The following is an 18,747-nucleotide window of genomic DNA, read 5'->3' as shown; positions in this document are numbered from 1 at the left end:
TCATCTTAGAATAGATGAGAAACGAGCTAAAGAATGACTTTTAGTCATTCAGGTCGCTCAAAACTATGGACTTTCAGTCCATAGTGGTTTATTTGAAGCTATTTGAGAATTTTTTTTTGATGTAATTATAAAATGAAATTTTAATGTATCAATAATTCAATGACCAAAAAAATCAGGATGGCATGCTTTCATTTAAAGCTTAAAGAGGTATTAACATGACATATTATTACTTTTTCTTTCTGATCCGGCTTAAGCTTTCAGGTGTAATACCCAAATAGGAGGCAATATAAACCAAAGGAACTCTTTGAAACATATCAGGCTGCTCTTTAAGCATGATTTCATATCTATCAACAGCAGATTCCCACATTGTATCGTTTAACCTTTGCAATGCATTAATATATGCCTTTTGGAATAGGATACGAAAATATCTTTCCAGACCTGGAACTTCCATATAAAGTTGTTCCAGTCTTTCATATGAAACACGTAGTAGTTGTGAATCTTCCAGTGCTTCAATATAATATTTGGAAGGTCGTTGAGAGAAGAAACTTTCAAGGTCGCTGATCCAGTTGTTATCCATCCTGATTTGATAGATATGCTCAACTCCTTTGTTATCTACAAAATACGACCGCAAGCATCCTTTAACAATAAAATAAATGTATTTACAAGTATCTTCAGGAACCAAAAGATCTTTTTTCTTTTTTATTGAAGTCTCTTCAAAAGAGGAAAGTATAATCTGTTCTTCAGGTTCTGTAATGTTAACCCACTTTCTAAAATAGTATAGTAATTTAGTGTCTTCCGAGATATTCATAAGTCGTATATTGGCCATCAAAATACAAAATAATATGGAATATGTATTGCAGATATTAAGATAAAAAGATTGCTAATTAGTATGAAAAATTTCACTGCAAGCTATATTTTTGTAATTATAAATAACTTAGTCGTTCTATTTTATATTTAATTTTATCATTCATTGTCCTAAACAAAATATATTTATGAGAAAAATCTATGTAGCTATAATAGCTACTTTATTAGTCAGTCTGAATTGTTTGGCTCAACAGGGCGAATCAAATATTAATACAATCAATTATAATTACAATAAAAATATATACGTTGGAGTTGGTATCGGGCTAGGTTTTTTTGATCCAGGTGATGTTAATAACTATATCAATACACAATTAGAAGGTTATGAAATTGATGAAGGAGTAAAAGAAATATTTGTAAACTATAGTGCTAAGTTTTCCCTTAATTTTGCAATTTCTCAGAATATTTATTTTGCCTTTTTTGTTGAGGGCGCATGGGCTCCAAAGTATATTTATGGTGATGATGAATTTTATTTTTCATATACAAAAATAGCTCCGGGTTTAGGACCAAAGTTTTATCTTCCCTTTGCATCCGGGAGACATTCAATATTCTTATCTCCTTGTATTACTTACAATAAAATGAAGTTTGAAACGTACTCCGGAGCCAAGCTGGGCGGTAAATTACAAGGAGGTGTAAATCTGCGTTTTGGCGATGTAATGCTTCAACCTTATGGTGCTATAAACATAGCAAAAGCGTCGGATGGATTGGGATTACAAAAATTTGAACTAAATTATACTGATTTTCAACTAGGTGTTGAATTTCTGTTTTAATAAATTCTCAATGATACTATTTTAATATCTGTATAAATTAAAGATTATGAAATATTTACTGTTTTTGTTTGTAATGCTAATCTCCAATCACATCAAAAGTCAGGAGTCGAAATATGCTTTTGTAAAGATGGAAGAAAAGTGGGGATTAATTGATGATAAAGGGAATATTATTTTTGATTATAAATATGATATAAAGTTTACACCCACAGTAAAATACGCGCCTTATTATAACGATTCAAAAACACTCATATTTGATTACTCTGATGGTTTATTTAAGTATAGAGATTGGAATAGATATGGATTTATTGACTTTGACGAAAATGTAATTATTAAGCCTCAGTATAAGGAAGCTTCTAGTTTTAAGGAAGGATATGCCTTAGTTATTGATGGCATTAGAAATGGAATCATTAATAAGGAAGGGAAGCTCGTTTTGGATTATACCAAGAATGATATTTTGGGTTATAGCGAAAATCGGGTTTTATTTAAAAAAGGATCTAATTACGGCTTTTTTGATATGCAAGGAAATACCATAATAGAACCTGTTTTCAAAAAGGCTTCAGCTTTTAAAGATGGTCTTTCATGTGTAAAATATAAAGGAGCATATGGTTATATAAATACTGAAGGGAAATGGGTTATACAACCAACATTTGATGATGCAGCGTCTTTTATAGATCAGTTTGCTATTGTAAAAATGGATGGAGCTTGGGGTGTTATAAACAAAGATGAAGAATTTGTAATTCAGCCAACTTATAACAAAATAGACTATGATAGAAATGGAATATTTAAGGTAATGAAAGCAGGATTATGTGGTTTTTGTAATAGTAAAGGAGAAATAATAATTCCATGTATTTATGAAAATGCAAAATCATTTTCGGAAGGGATTGTAGCTGTAAAGAGTGGACCAAAATGGGGCGCTCTGGATTTGCAAGGTAAAATAATGGTAGATTTTAAATACCTACATATTAGTGACTGCAAAGAGGGAATAATCAGGGTAAAAACAAATGAAGGCTGGTTATATTTAACAGATAAAGGACAACCAATAAACAATCAATTTTATGAGCGCGCTTTTGATTTTTCAGAAGGTGCAGCAAAGGTTTTAGTTGATGGTTTATATGGCTATATAAATACTTCAGGAGAATGGTTAATTCAGCCAAAGTTTCCTAATTCGCACGATTTTCATAAAGGATTGGCCTGTGCCAGAGTAGGTGAGTACTGGGGCTTTATTAACAAAGAAGGAGATTTTGTGGTTGAACCTAAGTATGTTAATGTGATGGATTTCTTCGAGATTAAAAGATTTGGAATAGAAGAATAAGAATGTATAATTTAATCTGATCTTTATTTGAGTGTCTTAATCCAATCAGTTCGCTTAAACCCGGGGAAATAACCCATTTTACTGTTTTTAATTTGTGTTAATTCATGAAGGTCAATATCAGCAATACAAAATCCTTGTTGGTAACCTTTTCTTGAGGTAATGACTTTCCCCCGGGGAGAAATAATAATTGAAAATCCCGCATAAGGTTTGCTCTTTTTTGTTGTGCCGCATGTGTTGCAAGCCATTATAAAACAGCAGTTGTCGTAGGCCCGGGTTTGCAGCATAGCACTGATACGTTTCAGTTTTTCTTCAGGAGTTTCTCGCGGAGAAGCAAAAGGAGCTGAAATTAATTGAGCACCTTGTTTTTGAAGAATACTAGTCAATTCAGGGAAATGATTTTCAAGACAAATTTGAAATCCTGTTGTTATAATACCTGTGTTTATACTATTAAGTTGGTTTCCCTCACTAAATACTCTTTTTTCATTTTCAGAAAGATGAGTTTTAAAATGCAGGTCAATAATTTCACCATTTTTATAAATAACCTGGGCAATATACCATTTTGCGTTGTTGAAAATTGGCATCCCCACTGCAAAATGCAGAGAATATTTTTTTGATAATGTTAAAATACTACTCAATATATCTTCGTAATGCTTTCTGTACTCACTTAATTCTTCTTCAGAATTAAAATAACCGGATACACTCATTTCTGGGAATAAGGCATAACAGACTTTCTTTTGATCAAACAGCTTCAAATATTTTTCAATATTTGAGAGGTTCTTTTTTAAGTTTAAGGGTTCTGAAAGTGTATGAGCGCAGGCTATAAGCATGTGTTTTATTTATAGATAAAAGACAAATGTATAGAATAAATGATAAAGGTAAAATTGCAGTTGAATTTTATGCTTGACTATTTTTTGTATTAGTTTCATGTTGTAGTCTGAAGTTATTTAAATACGCATTAATTAATAAAATTCTAATATTTTAAGAACAATAACTTATTACATTTATCTATAGATGGTTAATTTTTATGTATTAATAATGTCTGTTAATCAATTAAATACTGCTTTCGTAAAAAAAATGTAACAAAACCTTTGTTCATCGTATTATAAACCGAAAATAAGACTAAAAAGGTCAAACAATAAATTATTCAAATAAAATTTATAATCTAATTACCATGCAAAAATCAATTTTTACCCTTGTAGCTATTATGCTTTTTAGCACAATGAGTCTAATGGCTCAATCTTCAAAAGGATTTTCATTTCAAGGATATGCTCGGGGAGCCGATGGTTCTGCTTTGCAAAATGAATCAAATCTGGAAGTGAGATTTACGATATTCTCTACAGATGAAAATAATCCGGAATTTACAGAGAATCAAACATTAAGTACTGACGAGTTTGGTGTTTTTCAGGCTGTTATTGGAACCACTAATTCAAGCTTGTTTAATGCATTAAATTTTGCACAGAATGATTATTCGTTAAAAGTTGAAATAAGAGACGGAGGTTCTTATCAACAAGTAGCTCGTCAAAGTTTATTAGCTGTTCCATATGCAAAAGCTTCAGAAAAGGCTGTTGAAGCAACATCGGCGGATAATGGTGTTCCTCCGGGAAGTATTATGCCTTTTGCAGGAAGTAGCGTTCCTGAGGGATGGTTGTTATGTGATGGAAGTGAAGTTGATAGGGATACATATAGCAAACTATTTGCAGCTATTGGCACTGCATGGGGGTATGGAAACATGAGTTCAACTTTTAATTTACCTGAACTAAGAGGTCAATTTTTAAGAGGTGTTTCAGGTGATTCAAATTACGACCCGGACAAAGGTTCCAGAACTGCTTATAATGGAGGTAACTCAGGAAACAAAGTAGGTTCTTATCAAGGCAGTCAGTTTGCAAGTCATAATCACGCAGCATCTTCTTCAAATGCAGGAAATCATAGACATACGAGTTATGACTACTACTGGTATGATGCGGGAAGTGATGATGATTATGGAACTCCTACTGGAGACGGTACAGGTGAGAGAAGGAGTACATCAAGAAATACAGCTTATGCAGGTGAGCATAATCATAATATTACAGTAAACGATACAGGAGGTAATGAAACTCGACCACGAAATGCATATGTAAATTATATTATTAAATACTAACATACACTATCCATCTAAATAAAATTAGAATGCAAAAAATATTTCTATTTCTCTTATTGATGGGTTGTGTATCCTTTTTGCGAGCGCAGAAATCTCCGTCTATAACAGGAAATAATACATATAATTATAAATCCGAAACCATGTCAGTATCAGGTATGGTTGGGGAAGGTTATTTGAACACAACAAAAACACTTTCTAATAGCGGTAACGAATTTCATATTGGTTTTCCTTATCGCTTTGTCTATACACAAGATGCTTTTAAAGGGGATTTACAAGTTTCTAAAGGCTATTATAGCAATTATATTAGACTTCAGTGGGAAATTTATGATCCGGAGGTAGTTACACAAATTAAAATTTACAGAAGGTTACTATCTGAAGCTGATAAAGAATTCAGTTTGGCAGCAACAGTTTCTTCACAAGAAAACTCATGGCAAGATCAGTATGCTGAACCTGGTTTAATGTACGAATACAAGGTACTTGCGGATGGTATTTGGGATACTGAAATCATAGGTATCAACAGGGTTGATGGTGTTGGTTTTAGAGTTACATCTGCTACCATTACAGGTCGTGTAACATATGCTGGAGGAAATGTAGTTCCCGGAGTTAAAATAATAGCTGAACCTGAAATTGAAAATAAAGAAGGTGAATTTAGTTACAATTTTCCAGGTAATCTCTATGCTTTAGTTAGACCAGAGAATCAGCCAAACTTATCGGAAGGTGCATCTATTCAGGCTTGGGTTAAACCAACAATAAAAGAGGGGCAATCAGATTATCCAATTTTTTCTATCGGAACAAGTTTAAGTTTAGGAATAAAACACTCTGATAACAATAATTTTGTTCAGGTTCAAATGGGCGATGATATTAAATTGTCGGAAGCTATTCCGGATAGTATTTTTAATGAATTTATGCAACTGTCCTTAACTTGGAATGGTAAGAGTAAGGAGTGTCTGATTTATTTAAACGGAGACTCGTTACTTCATTCTAGTTTTACTAGCGGAAATGTGGCTAACGCTAATTGGCTAATTGGCGGAAGTATCAAAGGCGAAAATTATAATTATTACTCAGGTTATCTCGATGAAGTTAAACTATGGTCGAAAACATTGAGCAATAAAGATGTATTCTCAACTTTTGATTCATACCAAAATCCAAATAACGCATCTTTAGCTGGTTATTGGAAATTTAACGAAGGTGGAGGAAATAATATTTATGATATTTCAAGAACCGGAAATAACTTTAATGAAAATCATGGTTTAATTGTTAAACACGGTTCTGAATATGGAACTTATGAAGAAGTATATCCTTCAACAGAACGTTTGGGATATAAAGCAGTTACCGATGAAAATGGAAACTATGTAATAGCAGGTGTAGCTTTTTCATCCGGAGGTTCTTATTTCAGAGTTGTGCCATCATTAGGAGTACACCGTTTCGATCCAACCAACAAGCTTTTATATATTAGTCAGGAGTCATCGGTGTTTAATAATATTGACTTTACAGATGAATCTTCATTTACAGTAACTGGTAAAATATTTTATAAAGGAACTAAATTCCCTGTTTCTGATGTATACCTGAAAGTTGATGGATCTATTGTATCCGACAGTAAAAAGCAACCTATCAAAACAGATGAAAATGGAGAGTACACAATTGATGTACCTATAGGTTTGCACTATATTTCTGTTGAAAAAAATGGCCATGTTTTTGAATCAGCCTATTGGCCGGCAATGGATGAAAATGAAAATCCAACCTACTTTGATTTTCAGGATGATTTGAACGGAAGAGATTTCTCTGATACAACTAAAATTAAATTAGTAGGTAAAATTGTTGGAGGTCCTATTCAGGGAGCAAAAGCAACGGGATCTAAGGTTGAACCTACAAAAGCTAATATTGGAGTTGTAAATGTTACATTAACAACTGAGAGAGGTTTTGAATTATGGGATGATAATACTGATGTATCTTTTAAAACAGATGCAACAACAGGAGTTTATGAGGTTGAATTAATTCCAGAAAAATTTATCCTTAAAAATGACTTATCTGTTAAAAACGACCATTATACCTTTAATAGAGATGAGGATAAAACTACTATTGATTTGAGTAATAAATTTACGCTTCAATACACAATCGATTCGGTATGTGTTGATTCATTAGTAGAAGACGAATTTGTTAAGTTTTTTGACCATGTAGATACTGCATTGGTTTATAATCATAATAGAGATTGGGTATGGCGCGAAACACCTAAACTATCTGTTCAGAACTCGGATAAAGTAGCTTTCTGGGGAGACTCTGTTTATACAATTACTAATGTTGATGAAACAACTACTGATATTAAATTAGTAGAGTTTAATGAAACTACAGAAGAGTATGAATATACTTTTAACTATCCAATTTTCAAACAGCTACAGTATTATGATTTAACAGTTAAAGCAACAGAAACATATATAAATCATGATGATCCTGAGAATATTGTTTATGACAATGTGCCAGTAACTGATGGTGTCGTATTGGTAGAAAATCAACTGGCTAACTCTAATAAATCGCAGCGTATAGAGCTAAACGAAAATGGTAAGGCTGTTCATTCATTCTGCGGAGGCATGCCATTAGAATCAAGTCCATTTACTCAAAACATTAATTTTAAACTTAAAATTAATGATGCTTTTATAACCGGAGCTGATTTAGCACAAGCTTGTTACTTGCTAGGAATAAAACCTAGTGGAGGAACTAACTTTGTAACAGGTCCTGATGAAGTGGACTTTATTCTTCGAGATCCTCCAGGTTCAAACAGTTATTCTTATTTCGAAAAAGGATTTACAACAAGTAATACAAAAACAGAATCGCATACAAATGGTTTTGGCGGTGATGTAGATGTATTGCATCTTTTTGGAGTAGAATTAACGACCAATGTAGGTGGATTAGGGTTTTCGATTCAGAATAAAATTGAATCAGAGAATTCAATTGGAGCATCTACAAGTAATGAGTTTATGTGGAATAAGGATAATACACAGACGACGTCTAAAACATATCAGTTCAATTTCTCAACAAGTGAAGATCCTGCTTTTGTTGGTTCAATGGGCGATGTGTATTTTGGTCATGGTACAAATATCTTTTACGGCGCTGCAACCGGTGTAAAAATTATTCCGGATGATGCAGGTGTTGTTTTTGATGGACAAGGTTATTCAATTGGTACGAAAAAATCTGTTTATACAGGTAAAAGTTCAGGAACTGAATTTGTTTATACGCAAAATCATATTGAAAACTATTTGATTCCTAACTTAATTGAACTTAGAAATGCACTTTTTGATGGAGTTAAATATATTTCTAAGTTGGATGAAAATGATGAAAGATATGGTTTAAGTAATGATGATCCAATATTTGAAGGTGCATCAGTTGATACTACTGATACATTTATTGATGGAGTATCATATACGTTTACTCCGGATGGAGAAAACTATACAGATTCAATCTATTTTTATAACGAGATTATCAATAATTGGAAACAACAACTTGCTTTAAACGAAGAGTTAAAAGTAACTGCGGTATCTGATGATGATCCTAATAACAAACATACCAATATCTCTTTTGATGCTGGTGCAATAGTTGAGTCTGCTGTGACCACTGATACTTCTGATGTATTTACAAGTACATATGATTGGTCTATAGATGCAGGTGTGGCTGCAGATCTTGGTTTTACAGTAAACGGCTTTGGTATGAAGGTTTCGGTTACTGAACGTTATCATAAAGGAGGAACAAGCTCAAATGAGACAGAAGAAACAAGCAGTGAAACTATTGGATTTGTATTGGCAGATGAGGATCAGGGAGACTATTTCTCTCTTGACGTGAAAAAAGATACCTGGGTTGGAGCACCTGTTTTTGTTCTTCGCGGTGGCCAGTCAAGTTGTCCATTTGAAGGCATTGAAAAAACAAAATATTTTGAACCAGATGAACATGTATTAAATAATGCAACTATGCAGATTGAAATGCCTGTTCTTAATGCAGAAATATCAACGGTTACTAATGTTCCTGAGAACTTAGCTGCTGTATTTACATTAAAAATGTCAAATGTAAGTGAAGTTGGAGCTGATGGATGGTACGGTATCTTTGTAGATGCTGCTTCTAATCCAGATGGAGCTGTAGTTAAAATGGATGGTAGTAACCTAACTAATGGAATGTCTGTTTTGATTCCTGCTGGCCAAACTGTTTCAAAAACAATTACAGTAGAAAAAGGAAAGGCTGAAGTGAACGATTATGAAAACCTTCATATAATTATGCACTCACTTTGTCAGTTTGATCCAACGGATGATGTAGATGATATAGCAGATACAGCAACCATTTCTGCATATTTTATTCCAGCTTGTACTAAGGTTAATTTGGCTGAACCACTTGATCAGTGGACTGTAAATGTTGAAAATAATAATGAGTTGCCTATTAAGATTGATGGTTACGATGTGAATCATAGTACATTTGAAGATTTCATGTTCCAATACAAGCCTTCTGAAAGTAGTTCATGGATAACTGTAAAAACATTTGTGAATCATCCTATTGAAGAGGGAGATGTTGATGTTATTGATATTAATAATCAACCAACTATATCATATGTTTGGGATATGAGTTCTCTACAAAATAGGGAGTATGATTTAAGGGTTATTTCACATTGTATAGATGGTTCTACTTACGAATCGGATGTGGTTAGTGGTATCTTTGACAATAAACGACCAGAGTTATTCGGAACTCCTCAACCTGCTGATGGTATATTAAGCTCTAACGATGAGATTATGTTATCGTTTGATGAAGATATACAGGCTGGTCTTATTAGTAAAGCTAATATTTCGGTAACAGGCATTGAAAATAATACAGATCTTAGAGATTTTGATTTTCTTCAACATAATGCAAGTCTTCATTTTGATGGAATATCTCAAAATATGACTGTTGCTCAGGATATAAACTTGAAATATAGTCCGTTTACATTTGAGTTCTGGGCAAAACGAGAACGTACAGGTAAGGAATGTATTATTGCTCATGGAGATACTCAAGATGGTGGATTATGGATTGGATTTGATGATCAGGATCATTTCATGATGACCATCAATGGACAGGATATTTCAACTACAGAAACATTTTCAACAACTGATATATACAATCATTATGCTTGTGTTTTCAACAACAATAATGCTAGTGGTGAAATAGAAGTTATGTTAATTGTGGCTTCTGGTGCTGAAACGGCTATTGCTACAAAAATTTTAACCAGTAACTATTTCCAAAATGCACCATTATCTGTAGGCTATTGTACCTATGACGACAGTGCCTTCAAAGGAAATATTCATGATTTAAGAATCTGGAATCAAAGCTCAACTTCTTCAGAAGTACAAGCCAGGCGATATACCATCTTAAATGGTTATGAAAAAGGATTGATAGGTGCATGGCCAATGGATGATATGCAAGGATCTTTAGCTAAGGATATAGCTTTTAGTCGTCATGGACAGGTTAATGCAACCTGGCATACAAATAGCAAAGGATTTGGTTTAGCTCTTAATGGTGGTTATGCGGTATTGAATACTTCACAATTAGAACTAAGTAGCAATGCTGATTTTACTATTGAGTTCTGGTTTAAATCAGGTATACCTTCTTCTGATGAGTATATTTTGTCAAACGGAAAAGCTGATGGTTCTGACAATTCAGAATTAAAGTGGGCTATTGTAGCCTCGGCTGACAATACTATAAAAATCTTGAATGATGGTTCTGAATTTATTATTTCGGGAGGTGACTGTCTGGATAATAATTGGCATCATATGGCTATGAGTATTAACAGACATGGAAATATGGATGTATATATTGACGGTTCTTCCAAGTTAACTACTTCATCAGAAAATGTAACTGGTTTTGGAGGTTCTAAATGTGTATTAGGTGCTCGTTACTGGCTTGATGTTACTGTAGAGCATTTTGATGCGAACTTTAATGGTAACATTGATGAGGCAAGAATTTGGAATGGAGCAAGAAGTCAGGATTTAATCCAAAATTATATGCATCATTCTTTACGAGGTAATGAGTTTGGCTTGAAGGCTTACTACCCGTTTGAGGATATAACTATTACTGATCCATCTATGTCTACATCAACAGGTAATAACATGACTCTTGATGAAAATGGGATTGCAGGTGAATGTACATTTATTGGTTCAGCATCATTCTCTGATGAAACGGCAGCTATTAAATTGACTCGTCCGGTAAGTGAAATACCTTTTAGTTTCACAACTAATGGTAACCGAATACTAATTTCTCCAACTATCGATGCTTCAAGGATAGAAAATACTACTTTAGATATAGCAGTTAATAGTATTTATGACTTGAATGGTAACCGCATGGAGTCAACTGCTGCGTGGAGTGCATTTGTCGATAAAAATCAGTTAGTATGGGAAAAGCAATCCGTGACTTTAAGTACGTCTCCTGATGAGCATCTTGAATTCAAGATGATTATTTATAACCAAAGTGGAGAAAAAGAATATTGGCAAATTGATAATTTACCAGTTTGGTTAGATGCAGATATGGAACAAGGTACATTGGATCCACTATCATCTCAGGAAATAACATTTAGTGTAAATCCTGCTGTAAATGTCGGACAATATAGTCATGATATATACTTAAACGGATCAATGGATTTTAATGAACGTTGTACTATTAATTTATCAGTTAAGGATAAAGAACCTGAATGGAGTGTGAATCCATCAGATTATGAAACTTCAATGACATTAATTGGTAAATTAAAGATTGCAGGAGAGTTTTCTACTGATGAATCAGATATGGTAGGTGCATTTATTAATAATGAATGCAGAGGAGTTGCTAAAGTGAAATATTTCTCTGATCAAAATATTTATTTGGTTAACCTTACTGTTCATGGAGAATCAGATGAAGTGAGTCAAGTTAATCTTAGAGTATGGGATGCGAGTAAAGGTAATTTATATACTAATATTAACACTTCTAATTCGCTGCAAGAGTCGTTTGATTTAAAATTTAAACAGAACGATATTATAGGTTTACCATCTGCACCTACTCTAATTGAAACATCTGCAAACATTGGAATCGAAATTCCAATAAAGGCTGGATGGAATTGGTTATCATTTAATTTAGTTTCGGATCAACTTGATAATACTAATGCATTATTGGCAGGTGTATGTTCTGAAACTGATGATGAAATTAAATTCAATGAAGATCCTAATGGTCAGGGAATTTATGATGAGTATGTCAGTCCTTATGGTTGGGATGGTGCACTATCAACCAATGGTTTTGATGTTTCTAATATGTATAAACTGAAAAATAGTTATGCTGATACAATTCAGTTATCAGGTAATCCTGTATTAACTGCTGCATATCCAATATCAATTAATCAGGGATGGAACTGGATTGGTTATACTCCTCAGTATAAAATGCCGGTGAAAAGTGCATTAGCATATCATTCGCCATCACAAAATGACCTAGTTAAGAGTCAATCCAAATTTGCAATGTATGATGATATGCTTGGATGGATAGGTAGTCTTGAGTACATGGAACCAAATGCAGGATACATGTATTATTCGGCCAATGTAAACTCTGCAACTTTTGTTTATCCTCAAGAAACGTTGTTCACAAAATCAGCAAAAATTAATGAGGGCAGTCAAAGTGGTGTTTCATTTGTTGATCTTTCATACGAACATAATATGTCGGCATTGATAGAAGTTTACAATACGCCTGTTAAGAATGTTGCAAACTCAAGATTATTAGCCATTGTAGATGGTAAAATTGTAGGACAGGTTTCTCCTGTTATTGTTGGAGGTAAATATATTTATCCTCTTACCATTTCAGGACCATCTGAAGATAAAGCATTATCGTTCCAGTTGATTGACTCTGATTCAGAATCAGTTTTTACTGCCAAAGAGGAAGATACTTATCGTCCAAACGAAATTCTTGGTTCAGTAAATAATCCTTATGCTATTACATTCCCTGCAAATGCAGATGAGGAAAAACCATTATTAGTTGCTCCGAATCCATTTGATGAATTTACCAGAATTACTAATATCCCTTCAGATGTAACTAAAATTGTTCTATATGATATCAAAGGACAAATCATCAGACAGTGGAGTAATACTGAATCAGGAGAAATTTTGTGGGATGGTACATCTTATAATAAAATAAATGTACAATCAGGTATATACTTACTTAAGGTTTATGGTATTAATGGTTATCAACAGATAAAAATTGTTAAGCTTAAAAACTAAAAATTGAACTAAATTACTCCGGGATTTTATCCTGGGGTAATTTTTAAAAACAAATAGATATGCATATTAAGCAAATAATTGTTCTGTTAATTGCCTTTATATCTTTGAATAGAATGTATGCACAACCTTTATGGTCGGTAAATTCAGCTAGTTATGAATATGATATGACAGTTACATGTGTTGTTGATTTAAATGGAACTTTGGTTGAAAGTACTGGAGGTGTTATTGTTGGTGCTTTTGATGAAAATGAAAACTGTGTAGGAAAGGCTGAAGCTCTATATTACAATTCAGTTGAAAAATACAGAGTCCCTCTTATGATATTTTCTAATACAAATGGAGTTCAAATTCATTTAAAGGCATATATACCTGAACAATCATCAGTATATGATATAGAGACAACAATTCAGTTTGAGAGCAATGGAAGTTTAGGTAATTTTGCTGTGCCTTATGAATTAGAGGCAGGTTCTATTAGTACAGGTATTAATAAAGGAGAAATACTTTCAGACGAGGTTTCAATATTTCCAAATCCGGCTAAGGACATATTAAATGTACTCTTAAGTTTCGAAGAAAATTCTTATAGACTAAATTTGTATAGCCTTGCAGGAGAATTGATTGGGCAACGAAATGGTTGCAAAAAGCATGAGGTAATTAGTATTGAAAACTTACCTAATGGCACCTATTTATTACAAATAATAAGTGATAAAGGTGTTTTTTCTAAAAAGTTTATTAAAAAGTGATTTTGAATTAAAAATATTACAATAAAAAAAGCATTCTCATTACGAGGATGCTTTTTTTATTTTCTATTTTCGACTTTCAACTTTAGACTTATTTCAATCCAGTAACTTTAAACTTTCTGTTGCAGCCTTATCTCCCGGGTTGTAAAGCAATACTTTATGATATAACACTTTTGCCTCTCTTACCTTTTTTAAGTGGAAACTGGTGTGTGCCAACATGATTAAGCCATCGTAATCAAAAGGAAATAAATCCACAACTTTGCCAAAATATTTTTCTGCTTTTTCATACTGATTCAGGTTAAAATATACCATGCCAAGTTGATAAAGCGCATAAGTATTATTTGGGGCTATTTCAAGTGCTTGATTGTAGTATTTGATCAGCTCATTAACATTGTTTGATGCATTTAATGGGTAACAGATTCCAAATTTAGGCTCAATGGCAAATGGTTTTAATTTAATGGCCTGCTTGTAATATTTGATGGCTTCAACATGAAGACCGTTTAAGTAATTTAACCATCCCATGCGCAAATTAATTTCATAGGAATCTTCTTCATACACCTTGTTTAAAACATCGATAGCACCAATGTAATCCTTAGCTGTTTCTTTGGCATAACTTACTTTAAACGCTTCGGATAGTGCTTTATAATGTGCATCCTGAGCGTTTGTTGATAGAGTGATAGATATTAAAAATAGAATTATAACAAAACGGGACTTTGATAAGAAATCGTCAAAGACAAGGCTTTTGAAGTTTTTGAAATCAAGGAGTTTACTTTTAGTAAATGACTGTTTCAAAAATAAGAATAACGAAGTGTTTGGCATTTTCCTGCAAAAGTGAATTATTTTTAAAGTTTCCATACGATACCTCCTGTTATATTAAAGTTTGAATAAGATTGTTGGTTTTGTCGGTTCATAATATCATCTGTAGGTACAAAAACAGATTCGGAATCAAATATCCCTGCATTAAAAATCAGTTCTACATTTGAGTTTTTAATTAAAAATATCTGACTCAGGTTGTAAAGGTTTTTCGTTCCTTCCAAACCATTCCATAAACCACCACTTGCTGTGTCGTAAAAATTATGGAACTTAGGAAATGTACCAGAAGCTTCCATCCACCAGTAATTACTTACTTTAAATCCGATGAGGTGCTTGTGAATAAAGTTTGACAATGAAACACCTCTTACTTCCTGATTTTGGAAGTAGCCATCAAAACTGTAATACAAGTTAAGATTTCCGCCAGGGAACAGTGCAATATGAGTTCCAAACTGGTTTTGGTCAGCCATGTTCATTTTACCAGTTGTATAGGATAATCCTAGCTTAAAAAAGCTGAAATCCTTTGATATAATTCCGCCATAGATATCTGATGATTCTGTATAATCGGCATAGCCATAGGTTGTTGATGGTATTCTGAAATAAACATGATTATAAACCGGAATAATATTAAATCCATTGGTTATATGTACCACCAATTGAGCATTGTAACTCCACTGATTTAAAGTTTGTTTTTCCTGTTCGTATAAACTGCCTTCACTTGTAATAAAACTATGCTCATTTTTTTTTAGGTAAGAGAGATTATGATGAAGCGTAACATACTTTCCTAACCGATGTGCTAAATATGCTGAAGTAATACTATAATTATTGGTTGTTTTTTGAATCCCATTTGTATTCGGATGAGGATCCATATTTATTTGAGCATTATCCGGACTTCCGGAATTGTATGTGAAAAATATACCTGCTCCAACCAATCCGTTTTTATATTTTTTAAATAATTCAGCATGACTTATGGAGTCCAGTTTTGCTGAAGTAGCCTGTGCATCGTAAGTCCTTCCTGAATATTCGTAAGCATACATTAAGTACATTAATGCATATGGATCGTTAGGCACTTGCTTCAGTGCTTTTTTGTAATGTTGAATGGCAAACCGATACTGCTTTTTTTGAAAATGAGCCCAGGCCAGACGCATTCTTAAATAATAAAAGTCAATGTTGTTATCCAAAGCCTGTCTGCATTCTTTAATTAGTTTATCCCAATCGTCGGTAAGATAAGTTGCATAGGTATCTTTATCAACTTTGGCAATATCCTCCTTGCTTTGGGCAAAAACATTAAATACACTAATGTGTAGCAGCAGGATAATTAACCATTTTAATATGTTTTGTTTAAATGTCATAATTGTAGATTCTACTTAGTGTAATTTTTCGATTATCAATGTAAATACTGAACTCTTCCAATCCTTTAGATTGAATATCAATTTCAAAACTTATTTTCTCAATAGCTTTATTTAAGATCTGGTTATTCATTTCTGATTTTAATTTAATTTCAGATGGATTAAACTGATCATTGCTAAAACTGTAATGAAGCGTAAATTTTGACTTGGCAATTTGAAAAAACGGAGCTATAAAATCGTGCCACCACAAGTACTTCATAGGGAAGCTAAGGTGAAGTGGAACTTGGTCGTTGAGTTTATGATTCTCGTAAAAACTCTTTTGTATTTTAAAATTTCCTATGAAGAAATAGTAAAGCAAGTTTTTTTTATCACCTTCATACTGACTAAAATAAAACTGGTTTCCGGCTGTGTCGAAAAAAGCTTTTGCTCCTGTTTTGTGGCAATACAAATAAGTCTGGTTTATTGAGTTAATCTTAACTTCCCAATCGACTCTTTTAATAGAATCCATTCCATTTATGTTAAAACTTAATATTTGTCCGGGAACAAAGTGATAAGCATTGCTTACTAATACATTATTTTCTGAATTAGAAATCCGGTCATCTTTTTCCGGAATTTGAAGCGACATAATTGAACTTGAATTGCTATCGTATTTCAGGTAGTTATTGATGGGATAATTTAATGTGGCTGCCCCAATGTAAGGTTGTTCCTGAATTTGAAAATGCAGGTGCGGATATGGTGAGCGACCCGAATTTCCACATTTAGCTATTACCTGGCCAGCTTTAACTGAATCTCCCTTTTTAACAGCAACAGATCCTTTTTTTAAGTGACTTACCTTGGAATAAACATCATCAGCATGTTTAATAATAATGGTGTTACCCCAGTTGTGTTCCAGATTAACATCTCCAATTAAATTATCATCTATATTATTAACTACTTCTTCTATAGTTCCATCACCACATGCAGTAACCGGTTTATTATAGCAATAATAATCCTCAACCACATAACCCTCGTTTTTAAATTGTATCCCTTCCGAATTATTAATGATAAAATCCCAAGCATGGCGCCACTGATTCTGGTGTGTGTACTCACCATCATGCCCTTGTGAAACATTCCAGATACCCATGAAAGGAAGTTGAATGGTTTGATAATTTAAAAACTGAAAGCGCTGCTCGTAATTAACGAAAGTGTACAGGTTTTTCTCCGGTGAATTGTATTGATAATACACTTCTGTTAACCTTGGTGTATAATCCATTCTGTATTTTAATACATATAAAAACAGCAGTACAATAGCATTAAAAGGCAAAGAATAAATGGCCAAATGAAAATATAAAAATATTGTGCTCATGCTAATAGAGAGTATGGCAACCAGGGGAACCAGTACAACTACACTTATGTATGAACGTGTGGACGGAATCAGAAAAAAACCTCCAATAGCTATAGCTGTTAATATGTAGTTGAAACCAATGTAACTGTATTCAATGAGGGTAATATTGGCATCAATCAGGTTGTAGAATGAAAATGCGATCCCAAAACCTAACAACGACAGCGTAAAAGCAATTCGACTAAATAAAATTAATCCTAAGGCAATTACCATTCCTGCCAACACATTGTACTGAAACAGTATGGCACTTAAAGAGACAAAGTAAGATTTTAGTACCGGAGGCAGAGTGGCTGCGTTAAAATACTCATAGATTTTAATCAGCGTTGGTCCTCCTACAACATAAAGTTCATTCATGGTGTAAATGCCACGTTCACTGATGCCTAATGCTTCAAAATGTTTCGTAGCCAAGGTGAAAGTCCATATACCAATTAAAAATGGAATACTTAAATAGGGAAGGTGGTATTTACCTATGATTCCCTGCATAGAAACCGAGATGAAAAGTGAAAATATTCCGGCTAAAATAACAATGAGTACCAAATGCCAGCTTAAAGCGTAGTACATTCCCAAACCTAATCCTACTAACAAACCATTAAAACCGAATAATCCTTTAGCAATAGTTAATTTGTCCAGATTTAATGCAAATGCAGTAATTGAAGTTGTTAAAACCGCAATAAAGCCAACCAGTCCGGTGTAAAAGTCAATAAATGTCACCGCCAATATCAATACAGCAAATAGTTGATGAGTTGAAAAGAATATTTGAGAATAACTATTCAACAAACTATCAGTAAAGAATTTAAACTGATCAGTTGTAACCTTATTTTTTATCATGTTCTTCATCATAATGAAGCGTCTTATTTATTAGATGCTTAATAGTTTGTAAGGTTTAATGTTTATGATTTCGGACCTCAGCCTTCAGTTTCCAGTTTCCAGTCGTCAGTAATTAGCCCACCTCTGTCGCAAGATTGTATCTTGTGACTTTATTTTTTATTAATTTATCATAGTACATGATAAAATAGTGCACAGGTAAAAGGTTTTAAAAGGTCCAGGTTGCAAACATGAACCAGGATAAGGCATACTGTAAGATTACCTTCTCCGTGTTTTTGTTCTTTTTAAACTTTAACACCCACCTCTGTCGCAAGATTGTATCTTGTGACTTTAT

Annotated in this window: 10 protein-coding genes; 5 read left to right on the top strand and 5 right to left on the bottom strand. The window is 33.3% G+C overall.

Annotated elements, in window-relative coordinates; all coding sequences use genetic code 11:
* Positions 1-226: 226 nt before the first annotated feature.
* Positions 227-808 carry a Crp/Fnr family transcriptional regulator gene (locus OM075_RS22105; RefSeq protein ID WP_301192735.1) on the bottom strand — a complete coding sequence of 194 codons (582 nt, stop codon included), beginning with the start codon at positions 806-808 and terminating at the stop codon, positions 227-229.
* Between the two features lie 184 nt (positions 809-992).
* Between OM075_RS22105 and OM075_RS22100 the strand changes: the two genes are divergently transcribed.
* Positions 993-1,631 carry a hypothetical protein gene (locus OM075_RS22100; protein WP_301192734.1) on the top strand — a complete coding sequence of 213 codons (639 nt, stop codon included), beginning with the start codon at positions 993-995 and terminating at the stop codon, positions 1,629-1,631.
* A gap of 46 nt (positions 1,632-1,677) precedes the next feature.
* Positions 1,678-2,943, top strand: a complete 1,266-nt coding sequence (locus OM075_RS22095; RefSeq protein ID WP_301192733.1) for a WG repeat-containing protein — start codon at positions 1,678-1,680, stop codon at positions 2,941-2,943.
* 23 nt (positions 2,944-2,966) lie between these two features.
* Here OM075_RS22095 and OM075_RS22090 read toward each other — a convergent pair whose 3' ends face one another.
* Positions 2,967-3,770 (bottom strand): carbon-nitrogen hydrolase family protein, encoded by an 804-nt coding sequence (locus tag OM075_RS22090; RefSeq protein WP_301192732.1) that lies wholly within the window; start codon positions 3,768-3,770, stop codon positions 2,967-2,969.
* Between the two features lie 344 nt (positions 3,771-4,114).
* Here OM075_RS22090 and OM075_RS22085 point away from each other — a divergent pair, with 344 nt between their 5' ends.
* The 3 genes from OM075_RS22085 to OM075_RS22075 are packed head-to-tail and all read left to right on the top strand — an operon-like array spanning position 4,115 to position 14,051.
* A complete protein-coding gene (locus tag OM075_RS22085) occupies positions 4,115-5,080 on the top strand; it encodes a tail fiber protein (RefSeq protein WP_301192731.1) in 966 nt (321 codons plus the stop codon).
* Between the two features lie 29 nt (positions 5,081-5,109).
* Positions 5,110-13,314 carry a LamG-like jellyroll fold domain-containing protein gene (locus tag OM075_RS22080; RefSeq protein ID WP_301192730.1) on the top strand — a complete coding sequence of 2,735 codons (8,205 nt, stop codon included), beginning with the start codon at positions 5,110-5,112 and terminating at the stop codon, positions 13,312-13,314.
* Between the two features lie 59 nt (positions 13,315-13,373).
* On the top strand, positions 13,374-14,051 hold the full coding sequence (locus tag OM075_RS22075; RefSeq protein ID WP_301192729.1) for a T9SS type A sorting domain-containing protein: 678 nt from the start codon (positions 13,374-13,376) through the stop codon (positions 14,049-14,051).
* 93 nt (positions 14,052-14,144) lie between these two features.
* Here OM075_RS22075 and OM075_RS22070 read toward each other — a convergent pair whose 3' ends face one another.
* Genes OM075_RS22070 through OM075_RS22060 form a run of 3 tightly spaced genes read right to left on the bottom strand, consistent with a single transcriptional unit; the run spans position 14,145 to position 18,428 of the window.
* On the bottom strand, positions 14,145-14,903 hold the full coding sequence (locus tag OM075_RS22070; protein WP_301192728.1) for a tetratricopeptide repeat protein: 759 nt from the start codon (positions 14,901-14,903) through the stop codon (positions 14,145-14,147).
* Positions 14,891-16,210, bottom strand: a complete 1,320-nt coding sequence (locus OM075_RS22065; protein WP_301192727.1) for a tetratricopeptide repeat protein — start codon at positions 16,208-16,210, stop codon at positions 14,891-14,893. Before OM075_RS22065 ends, OM075_RS22070 begins: the two co-directional genes overlap by 13 nt.
* Positions 16,200-18,428 carry an urea transporter gene (locus tag OM075_RS22060; protein ID WP_301192726.1) on the bottom strand — a complete coding sequence of 743 codons (2,229 nt, stop codon included), beginning with the start codon at positions 18,426-18,428 and terminating at the stop codon, positions 16,200-16,202. Before OM075_RS22060 ends, OM075_RS22065 begins: the two co-directional genes overlap by 11 nt.
* Positions 18,429-18,747 lie beyond the last annotated feature (319 nt).

It is taken from the genome of Plebeiibacterium sediminum (assembly GCF_026013605.1).
Taxonomy (GTDB): domain Bacteria; phylum Bacteroidota; class Bacteroidia; order Bacteroidales; family Marinilabiliaceae; genus Saccharicrinis; species Saccharicrinis sediminus.
Note: the sequence above shows the minus strand (reverse complement) of the source record. Positions and strands in the feature narration are given on the sequence as shown.

Bases quoted from the DNA above. Each gene is read 5' to 3' on its own strand.
- OM075_RS22100 (WP_301192734.1), top strand. From the start codon at position 993: ATGAGAAAAATCTATGTAGCTATAATAGCTACTTTATTAGTCAGTCTG.
- OM075_RS22090 (WP_301192732.1), bottom strand. From the start codon at position 3,770: ATGCTTATAGCCTGCGCTCATACACTTTCAGAACCCTTAAACTTAAAA.
- OM075_RS22065 (WP_301192727.1), bottom strand. From the start codon at position 16,210: ATGACATTTAAACAAAACATATTAAAATGGTTAATTATCCTGCTGCTA.
- OM075_RS22080 (WP_301192730.1), top strand. From the start codon at position 5,110: ATGCAAAAAATATTTCTATTTCTCTTATTGATGGGTTGTGTATCCTTT.
- OM075_RS22075 (WP_301192729.1), top strand. From the start codon at position 13,374: ATGCATATTAAGCAAATAATTGTTCTGTTAATTGCCTTTATATCTTTG.
- OM075_RS22070 (WP_301192728.1), bottom strand. From the start codon at position 14,903: ATGGAAACTTTAAAAATAATTCACTTTTGCAGGAAAATGCCAAACACT.
- OM075_RS22085 (WP_301192731.1), top strand. From the start codon at position 4,115: ATGCAAAAATCAATTTTTACCCTTGTAGCTATTATGCTTTTTAGCACA.
- OM075_RS22060 (WP_301192726.1), bottom strand. From the start codon at position 18,428: ATGATGAAGAACATGATAAAAAATAAGGTTACAACTGATCAGTTTAAA.
- OM075_RS22105 (WP_301192735.1), bottom strand. From the start codon at position 808: ATGAATATCTCGGAAGACACTAAATTACTATACTATTTTAGAAAGTGG.
- OM075_RS22095 (WP_301192733.1), top strand. From the start codon at position 1,678: ATGAAATATTTACTGTTTTTGTTTGTAATGCTAATCTCCAATCACATC.